General features: G+C 75.2%; 2 protein-coding genes. Both read right to left on the reverse strand.

The window, feature by feature from the left end; genetic code table 11:
* Nucleotides 1-1202: type I polyketide synthase (locus tag ACFY01_RS46590; protein WP_390741858.1), on the reverse strand; the 1202-nt coding region annotated here is incomplete at its 3' end.
* Between the two features lie 21 nt (nt 1203-1223).
* Complete coding sequence (locus tag ACFY01_RS46595) at nt 1224-9635, reverse strand: SDR family NAD(P)-dependent oxidoreductase (protein ID WP_390741859.1); 8412 nt, start codon at nt 9633-9635, stop codon at nt 1224-1226.
* Nucleotides 9636-9647: the final 12 nt, after the last annotated feature.

Genomic DNA, 9647 nt, shown 5'->3' on the forward strand with positions numbered 1-9647 from the left:
CCGTGCCGCATCGCCATCACCATCTTGATGATGGAACCCACCCCCGCCGCCGCCTGGGTGTGACCGACGTTCGACTTCAACGACCCCAGCCACAGCGGACGTTCGGGGGCGCGGCCCGTTCCGTACACGGCCTGAAGGGCGCGTGCCTCGATGGGGTCGCCCAGGGAGGTGCCGGTGCCGTGCGCCTCGACCACGTCGATGTCGGCGGGGGTGATCCGGGCGTCGGCGAGGGCCTGCTGGATGACGCGCTGCTGGGCGCGGCCGTTGGGGGCGGTCAGCCGGCTGCTGGCGCCGTCCTGGTTGACGGCGGAGCCGCGGATGACACCGAGCACCCGGTGGCCGTTGGCCCGGGCGTCGGACAGCCGCTCCAGTACGAGCATGCCCACGCCCTCGCCCCAGCCGGTGCCGTCGGCGGCGGCGGCGAACGGCTTGCAGCGGCCGTCGGGGGCCAGCCCGCGCTGCCGGCTGAACTCCACGAAGGTGCCGGGGCTGGACATGACGGTGACGCCGCCGGCCAGCGCCAGCGTGCACTCCCCGCGGCGCAGCGCCTGCACCGCCAGGTGCGTGGTGACCAGCGACGAGGAGCAGGCGGTGTCGACGGTGACCGCCGGGCCCTCCAGGCCGAAGCTGTAGGCGATACGGCCCGACGCCACGCTGGGCGCGCTGCCGCTGCCGACATAGCCCTCGACGTCCCCGGGGATGACGTGCAGCCGTGAGCCGTAGTCGTTGTACATGACGCCGACGAAGACGCCGGTGCGGGTGCCCTTCATCTCCTTGATGCCCAGGCCGGCCCGCTCCAGGGCCTCCCACGACGTCTCCAGCAGCAGCCGCTGCTGCGGGTCGGCGGCGCTCGCCTCACGGGGGTTCAGACCGAACAGGGCGGCGTCGAAGCGGTCGGCGTCGTGCAGGAACCCGCCCGTGCGGACGTAGCTCTTGCCGATGGCCTCCGGGTCAGGGTCGTACAGGGACTCGACGTCCCAGCCGCGGTTGTCGGGGAACTCGGAGATGGCGTCGACGCCTTCGGCGACCAGCCGCCACAGCTCCTCGGGGGTGTCGGCCCCGCCGGGGTAGCGGCAGGCCATGCCCACGATCGCGATCGGCTCGTGGTCGCGCTCCTCGGTCTCGTGCAGCCGCTGCCTGGTGCGCTGCAGGTCGGCTGTGACCCGCTTGAGGTACTCGCGGAGCTTGTTCTCGTTCTCCATGGGTCGGCAGTCCTCCAGCGTTCAGGAAACTTCGAGTTCGTTGTCGATGAAGTCGAAGATCTCGTCGTCGGAGGACGATTCGATCTTGTCGGACAGTGGCCCCCCGGATACCTCCGACCGCAGGCCGAGGCGCGTCAGCACCTCGCGCAGCCGGGTGCCGGCGGCGTTCCGCTCCGTCTCGTCCGCGAGGTGCGCCAGGCGCTCCTCCAGGCGGTCGAGCTCGTCGGTGAGGGACCCCGGGTGCTGAGGAGCGCCCCCGGCAGCGTCGATCCGCTGTTCCAGGGCGGACAGCACGTACTGGGCGAGTTCGGTGGGCGTGGGGTAGTCGAACAGCAGCGTGGGGGCCAGCTTCAGGCCGGTGGCGGCGCCGAGCTGGTTGCGCAGTTCCACGGCGGTCAGGGAGTCGAGGCCGATTTCCAGGAATCCGCGTTCGGCGTCGACGGCGCGCTCGTCGGGGAAGCCGAGGACGGCCGCGGCCCGGGAGCGCACCAGGGTGAGGACGGCGAGCTCGCGTTCCGTCCGCGGCAGTCCGGCCAGCCGCTCCAGGAAGCCGCCCGCGTCCGTCCCGCCGTCGGGCGTGCCGGTGGTGCGGGCCGCGCTCGCCCTGCGGGCCGGTGCGCCCACCAGGCCGCGCAGTACGGCGGGGAGCCGGTCGCCCTGGGCGCGCAGTGCCGTGGTGTCCAGGCGGGCCGTGACCACGGCCGCCGACCCGTCCGCGCAGGCCGCGTCGAACAGGCCCAGCGCCTCCTCGTCGGCCATGGCCAGGACACCGCTGCGGGCCAGGCGTTCCACGTCCGCCCGTTCCAGGTGGCCGGTCATGCCGCCGTCCCGCGCCCACATGCCCCAGGCGAGGGACAGGGCGGGCAGCCCCTCGGCCCGGCGCTGTCCGGCCAGGGCGTCGAGGAAGGCGTTGGCGGCCGCGTAGTTGGCCTGGCCGGCCGTGCCCAGGACGCCGGCCAGCGACGAGAAGAGCACGAACGCGGTGAGGTCCAGCCCGCGGGTCAGCTCGTGCAGGTTGACCGCGGCGTCCGCCTTGGCCCGCAGCACCGTGCCGATCCGCTCCGGCGTCATCGCCTCGAGCACGCCGTCGTCGAGCACGCCCGCGATGTGCACGACCCCGGTAAGCGGCCGATCGGCCGGGACCCCGGCGAGCAGCCCGGCCAGCGCGTCCCGGTCGGCGGCGTCGCAGGCGGCGAGGGTGGCCTCGGCGCCCAGCCCGTGCAACTCGGTGAGGAGTTCGGCGGCGCCGTCCGCGGCGGGTCCGCGCCTGCTGACCAGCAGCAGGTGGCGTACGCCGTGCTCGGTGACCAGGTGCCGGGCGACCAGGCCGCCCAGCGCGCCGGTGGCGCCGGTGACGAGCACGGTGCCCTCGGCTGTGAAGGCGGCGGGCTGCCGCGCCTGGGTGGCGCGGGCCCTGACCAGCCGGGGGACGCGCAGGGTGACGCCCCGCACGGCGATCTGGGGCTCCCCGGTGCGCAGGGCGGCGTCCAGGGTGCGCGGTGCTTCCTCGGCACCGTCCAGGTCGACGAGGACGAACCGGCCGGGGTGCTCGGTCTGCGCGGAGCGCAGCAGGCCCCACACGGCCGCCTGTACGGGGTCCTCTGCGGTGTCGGCCGGATCGGCCGCCACGGCGCCCCGGGTCACCACGACCAGGCGGGACTTCGTGAGCCGTTCATCCGCCAGCCACTCCTGCACCGTCTCCAGCGCCCGGGTGAGCGCCTGGGAGGCGGTGCCCGGCGCGACAGGTGCCACGACCACGTCGGGTACCTCGGTGCCCGCGTCGAGCGCGGCCCGCAGGCAGGCGCCGTCCGCGTGGACGGGGAGGCCGCCGAACGGCTCGCCCAGGGCGGCCCACGCGAGCTCCGCCGTGCCGGTCGCGGCCGGGCGGTCCGGCACGGCGGGCCACTCCAGTCGGTACAGCGGTGCCGTCCGCCCGGCGCGGACCGCCTCGAGGGCCTCGGCGGAGACCGGCAGCAGCCGCAGCGAGCCGATGGTGAGCACCGGCTGCCCGGCCGGGTCGACCGCCTCCACCCGGTAGTCGTCGGCGCCCTCGGGGTTCGGGGTGACCCGAACATGCAGTTCGGTGGCGTGCTCGGCGTGCACGGTGACGTCGGAGAAGGCGAACGGAGCCCGGCGGTCGTCCTCGGCGCCGGCCGACTTCACGGTGTGCAGGACGGCGTCCAGCAGCGGCGGGTAGAGGGCGAACGCCTCGGCCTCCGCGTGCTGTTCGGTGTCGAGGACGACATCGGCGTACAGCTGGTCTCCGTGTCGCCACACTGCCCGCAGTCCGCGGAACGCGGGCCCGTACTGGAAGCCGCTGTCGGCGAAGCGGTCGTAGAGGCCGTCGATGTCGACGGGTTCGGCACCGTCCGGTACCCGCCCGGTGTGCGACGGGGACGGCTCGGTGCCGTCCGCCGTGAGGGTGCCGGTGGCGTGCCTGGTCCAGCCGGCGTCGCCGTCCCGCGTGGTGTCCGGCCGGCTGTGGATCTCCACCGGCCGGTTCCCGGATCCGTCGGGTTCGCCGACCATCGCCTGCAGGACGACGGCTCCGTCCTCGGGCACCGCCAACGGCGCCTCCAGGACGAACTCCGCCAGCCGGTCCGCACCCGTGCCGGCGGCGGCCGCCAGGACGAGTTCGACCAGGGCGACACCCGGGACGACGGGCACACCGAGGACGGTGTGCTCGCCGATCCACGGGTGGGAGCGCAGCGAGAGCCGTCCGGTGAACACCAGGGAAGCGGATCCGGCCAGCGGCACGGCGGCGCCGAGCAGCGGATGACCGCCGGCCACCAGGCCGGCCGACTCCACGCGGCCCGCTTGCCGGGAGGCCGAGTCGATCCAGTACCGGCGGTGCTGGAACGCGTAGGTGGGCAGGTCGGTGACGCGGGCGTCGGGGCCGGTGAAGCCGCGCACCCAGTCCGTGCCGATGTCCGCGCCGCGCGCATGGGCCCGGCCCAGCGCGGTCAGCAGCGCCCGGACCTGCGGGTGCTCGCCACGCTGGAGGCCGACGGCGTGAGCTGTGCCGTCCGTGTCGGCCAGGCACTCCTCGACCAGCCCGGTCAGCGCGCTGTCCGGCCCCAGTTCCAGGAACGCGGTGACGCCCTTGGCCGCCAAGGCCCGTACGCCGTCGTGGAACCGGACGGCTCCGCGGACGTGCCGCACCCAGTACTCGGGGCTCGTGATCTCCTCGGCCTCCGCCGGGCGCCCGGTCACGTTCGACACCAGCGGGATACGCGGCGCCTGGTAGGACAGGCTCTCGGCGACCGCACGGAACTCGGCGAGCATCGGCTCGACGTGCGGCGAGTGGAAGGCGTGGCTGACCCGCAGCCGCTTGGTGCGCCTGCCCCGGTCGCGCATCTCCTCCACGGCGCGCTCGACGAGGTCGGCGTCGCCGGCCAGGACGGTGGAGCGCGGCCCGTTGACGGCGGCGACGTCCACCCGGTCCGCGTCGGCGCCGAATCCCGATATCAGGGCGCGCACTTCCTCCTCGGTCGCCTCCAGTGCCGCCATGGCCCCGCCGGGCGGCAGCTCGTCCATGAGCCGGGCCCGGGCGGCGACCAGGGCCGCGGCGTCGTCGAGGGAGAGCACGCCGGCCACGTGGGCGGCGGTCAGCTCGCCGACGGAGTGCCCGGCGACGTGGTCGGGGCGGATGTGCCACGACTCCAGCAGGCGGAACAGGGCGACCTCGTAAGCGAACAGTGCCGGCTGGGTGTAGCCGGTGCGGTCCAGCAGCGCCGCCTCCTCGGATCCGGGCTCGGCGAACACGGCGGCCGTGAGGGGGCTCGGCAGGTGCCGGTCGAGCCGCTCGCACACCTCGTCGAACGCCTGGGCGAAGGCGGGGAAGGCGGCGTACAGCTGCGCGCCCATGCCGGCCCGCTGGGCGCCCTGACCGGTGAAGAGGAACGCGGTACGGCCGGTGCGGGCGACGTCCTGGTCCGTGCCGGCGGCCGGTTCGCCCGCCGCCAGCGCGTCCAGGCCGCGCAGGAGTTCGTCGCGGTCCCCGCCGACGACCGTCGCACGGTGCTCGAACGCGACGCGGGTGGCTGCCAGGGACAGCGCGATGTCGGCCGGGCGGTCCTCGGTGTGCCCGGCGACGAAGTCCCGCAGTCGTGCCGCCTGTTCGCGCAGCGCCTGAGGGGTCCTGGCGGACAGCAGCCACGGGACGTCGGTGGCGCCCTGGGCGGTGACCGGGGTGTCTCGGGGCCCGTCCGCCGGCTCGGGGTCGGGCGCCTGCTCCAGGATCACGTGCGCGTTGGTGCCGCTGATCCCGAACGAGGAGACGCCCGCCCGCCGGGGACGGCCGGTCTCCGGCCACGGGCGCCGCTCGGTGAGCAGGGCGACGGTGCCCGACGACCAGTCGACGTGGCTGGAGGGGCTGTCGACGTGCAGGGTCTGCGGGAGCAGCCCGTGCCGGATCGCCATGACCGTCTTGATGACCCCGCCGACGCCTGCGGCGGCCTGGCTGTGCCCGATGTTGGACTTCAGCGAGCCCAGCCACAGCGGCGAGGCCGGGTCCCGGCCCTCACCGTAGGCCGCGATGAGCGCCTGTGCCTCGATCGGGTCGCCGAGTGTGGTGCCCGTACCGTGCGCCTCGACCGCGTCGACCTCGTGCGGCCCGATGCCCGCGGAGGCGAGGGCCTGCTGGATGACACGCTGCTGCGAGGGGCCGTTGGGTGCGGTCAGGCCGTTGCTCGCGCCGTCCTGGTTGACGGCGGAGCCGCGGACCACGGCGAGCACCCGGTGGCCGTTGGCGCGGGCGTCGGACAGCCGCTCCAGTACGAGCACGCCCACGCCCTCGGCCCAGCCGGTGCCGTCGGCGTCGTCGGAGAACGACTTGCAGCGCCCGTCCGGCGCGAGGCCGCGCTGCCGGCTGAACTCCACGAACGTCTTGGGCGTGGCCATCACGGTGACGCCGCCCGCCAGGGCGAGCGTGCACTCGCCCTGCCGCAGCGACTGCGCGGCCATGTGCAGGGCCACCAGGGACGAGGAGCACGCGGTGTCCAGGGTGACGGCCGGCCCCTCGAAGCCGAAGGAGTAGGAGAGCCGTCCGGAGGCCACGCTGCCGGTGGTGCCGGTCAGCAGGTACCCCTCGACGTCCGGCGGCACCTCGGTCAGCTGGGAGGCGTAGTCGGGGGCCATCGCGCCGACGAACACACCGGTACGGGTGGCGTACGGGGCACGCGGGTCGAGGCCCGCCCGCTCGAACGCCTCCCACGCGGTCTCCAGCAGCAGCCGCTGCTGCGGGTCGGCGGCCAGTGCCTCGCGCGGAGAGATTCCGAAGAACTCCGCGTCAAAGCCGTCGGCGTCGTCGAGGAACGCGCCCGAGCGGGCGTAGAACGTGCCCGGGTGCTCCGGGTCGGGGTGGTACAGGCTGTCGATGTCCCAGCCGCGGTCGGTGGGCAGGTCGCCGATGGCGTCGGTGCCGGACGCGACCAGCCGCCACAGGTCCTCGGGGGAGCCGACCCCGCCGGGATAGCGGCAGGCCATCGCGACGATCGCGACCGCCTCGTCGGCGCCGTCGGCCCTCGGCCGCGGGGCCGGTGCGGACGGGGCCGCCGCCGGTGTGGTGGCGCCCGTGAGCTTCTCGCGCATCCAGGCCGCGAGCACCGCGGGGGTCGGGTAGTCGAAGACGAGGGTGGCCGGCAGGCGCAGCCCCGTCGCCGCAGTGAGCCGGTTGCGCAGTTCGACACCGGTGAGGGAGTCGAATCCCAGGTCCTTGAAGGAGCGGACGGCCTCCAGGGTGCGGTCGGGGCCGAAGCCCAGGACCGTGCGCGTGGTCTCCTCGACCAGCTCCAGCAGGATCTCTTCCTGCTCCGCCGGGCCGGCGGCGCGGGCGAGCCGCTGCTCCAGGGCGCTGCCGCCGGCCGCGTCGGCCGTCTGTGCCCTGGCGGCGCGCCGGGCGGCCGGCCGGACCAGGGAGCGCAGCATCGGCGGTACGTCACCGGAGGCGGCCTGCTCCCGTACGCCGGCGATGTCGATGCGCGCGGTGACCGGCAGCGGCTCGTCCGTGGCGAGGACGAGGTCGAACAGCCGCAGCCCCTCCTCGGTCGGCATCGGCGCCACGCCGCCGCGCGACATGCGCCGTACGTCGGCCTCGGTGAGGTGGCCGGTCATGCCGCTGTCCTCGGCCCACAGGCCCCAGGCGGCGGACACGGCGGGCAGTCCCGCGGCCCGCCGATGCTGGGCGAGCCCGTCCAGGAAGGTGTTGGCGGCCGCGTAGTTGGCCTGGCCGCCGTTGCCGAGGACGCCGGCGACGGACGAGAACAGCACGAACGCGGCGAGGCCGGTGTCCCGGGTCAGCTCGTGCAGGTTGACCGCCGCGTCCACCTTGGGGCGCAGCACCGCGTCGATCTGCTCGGCGGTGAGCGCGGTGACCAGCCCGTCGTCGAGGAGACCCGCGGCGTGGACGACCGCCGTCAGCGGGTGCTCGGCGGGGATCGCGTCGAGGACGGCGGCGAGTGCCTCGCGGTCGGCCGCGTCACAGGCGACGGTGGTGACGGCGGCGCCCAGCTCGTTCAGCCGGCCGGCCAGTTCGGCCGCCCCGGGGGCAGCCGGCCCGCGCCGGCTGGTCAGCAGCAGGTGCCGTACGCCGTGTCCGGTGACCAGCCGCTCGGCGATCAGCCCGCCGAGGGTGCCGGTCGCGCCGGTGATGAGGACCGTGCCCTCCGGGTCGATCCGGCGCACGTCGTCCCGCCCGTCGGGGACGGCCGCACGACGCAGCCTGGGCACCGTCATCTCACCGCTTCGCAGCCGCAGTTGGGGCTCTCCGGTGGCGAGGGCGGCGGGCAGGGCGCGCAGGGACTCCTCGGTGTCGTCGAGGTCGACGAGCGCGAACCGGCCGGGGTTCTCCGACTGGGCCGACCGGATCAGCCCCCAGAGCGGGGAGTGCGCCAGGTCGGGGCCGTGCTCCGTGCCGTCCGGAACGGCGTGCCGGGTCACGACGGCGAGCCGTGACTGCGCCAGCCCGTCCTCCGCGAGCCAGGACTTCACGAGGTCCACCGCGCGGTGGGTGACCGCCCGCACGGTGTCGGCGAGCGACCGCTCCTCGTCGTCCGGTGCGGTGAGGAAGGTGAACACGGTGCCGGGGGCCGGGGCCCCCGCGGCGACGGCCGCGGCGAGGGAGGCGAGGTCCGGGTGGCGGCCCGCGCCCAGGTCCACGCCCGCGGTGTCCGGTCCGAGCAGGGCCGCGGTCTCCGTGACGGCGGGCAGGTCGGCGGACTGCCACTCCACGCGGTGGAAGGATTCGGGCCGGGCCACGGCGGTGTCCAGGCTGCCGGACGCGAGCGGACGCAGCGCCAACGCGTCGGCGCTGAGCACCGGCTGTCCGGTGTGGTCGGCGGCGGTGAGCGCGTAGCTGTCCGGTCCCGCCGGAGCCAGCCGTACCCGCAGCGCGGTCGCGCCCACGGCGTGCAGGGTCACCCCGCTCCAGGAGAACGGCAGCCGTACGGCGCCCGGTTCGCCGGGGGCGGGCAGGACCGCGGGGTGCAGGGCCGCGTCCAGCAGGGCCGGGTGCAGGCCGAAGGCCTCGGCGTCGGCGTGCTGGTCGTCGTCGAGGGCCACCTCGGCGAACAGTTCGTCGCCGCGCCGCCAGGCGAGCCGCACCCCCTGGAAGACGGGGCCGTACTCGTAGCCGGTGTCGGCGAGCCGCTGGTAGAGGTCGTCCACCGGCAGCGGTGTGGCGTCGGCGGGCGGCCAGGCCTCGGCGAGGACGCCGGCGTCCGCGTCGGCGCCGCGCGCGGCGAGGAAGCCGGTGGCGTGCCGGGTCCAGCCCTGCTCGTCGTCGCCGTCCTCGGTACGGCTGTACACGCCGAACGGGATCCGCTCGCCCTCGGTCTCACCCACCGTGAGCTGGAGCTGCACCGCCGTGTGCTCGGGCACGAGCAGCGGGGACTCCAGGGTGAGGTCCTCGACGGCGTCGTGACCGAGGGACCGAGCGGCGTGGAAGGCGAGTTCGAGGAGCGCGGTGCCGGGCACCAGAACGGTCCCGAGCACCGCGTGGTCCATGACCCAGGGGTGGCTGCGGCGTGAGATACGGCCGGTGAGCAGCAGCCGGTCGCCCTCGGCGGTGCGCACCAGCGCGCCCAGCAGCGGATGCCCGGCCGGCGCGAGGCCGAGCCCGGCCGCGTCCACGGTGGCCGCTGCCGGGGCCTCCATCCAGTAGCGCTCGCGCTGGAAGGCGTAGGTGGGCAGGTCGACGCGCTGTCCCGTCGCGGGCAGCACGGTCTGCCAGTCGACGGGCGCGCCGCCGGTGAAGGCCTCGGCGGCCGACCGCAGGAACCGGGCGAGCCCGCCCTCCTCGCGGCGCAGCGAACCGACGACCACCGACTCGTTCGCCCCCGCGTCCATCAGCGTGTCCTGGACGGCGGCGGCGACGACGGCGTGCGGGCTGGACTCGACGAAGGTCCGGTAACCCTGCTCGACCAACAACCGCACGGCCGGCTCGAA

This window comes from Streptomyces sp. NPDC001480, from assembly GCF_042894725.1.
In the GTDB taxonomy this organism is placed as follows: domain Bacteria; phylum Actinomycetota; class Actinomycetes; order Streptomycetales; family Streptomycetaceae; genus Streptomyces.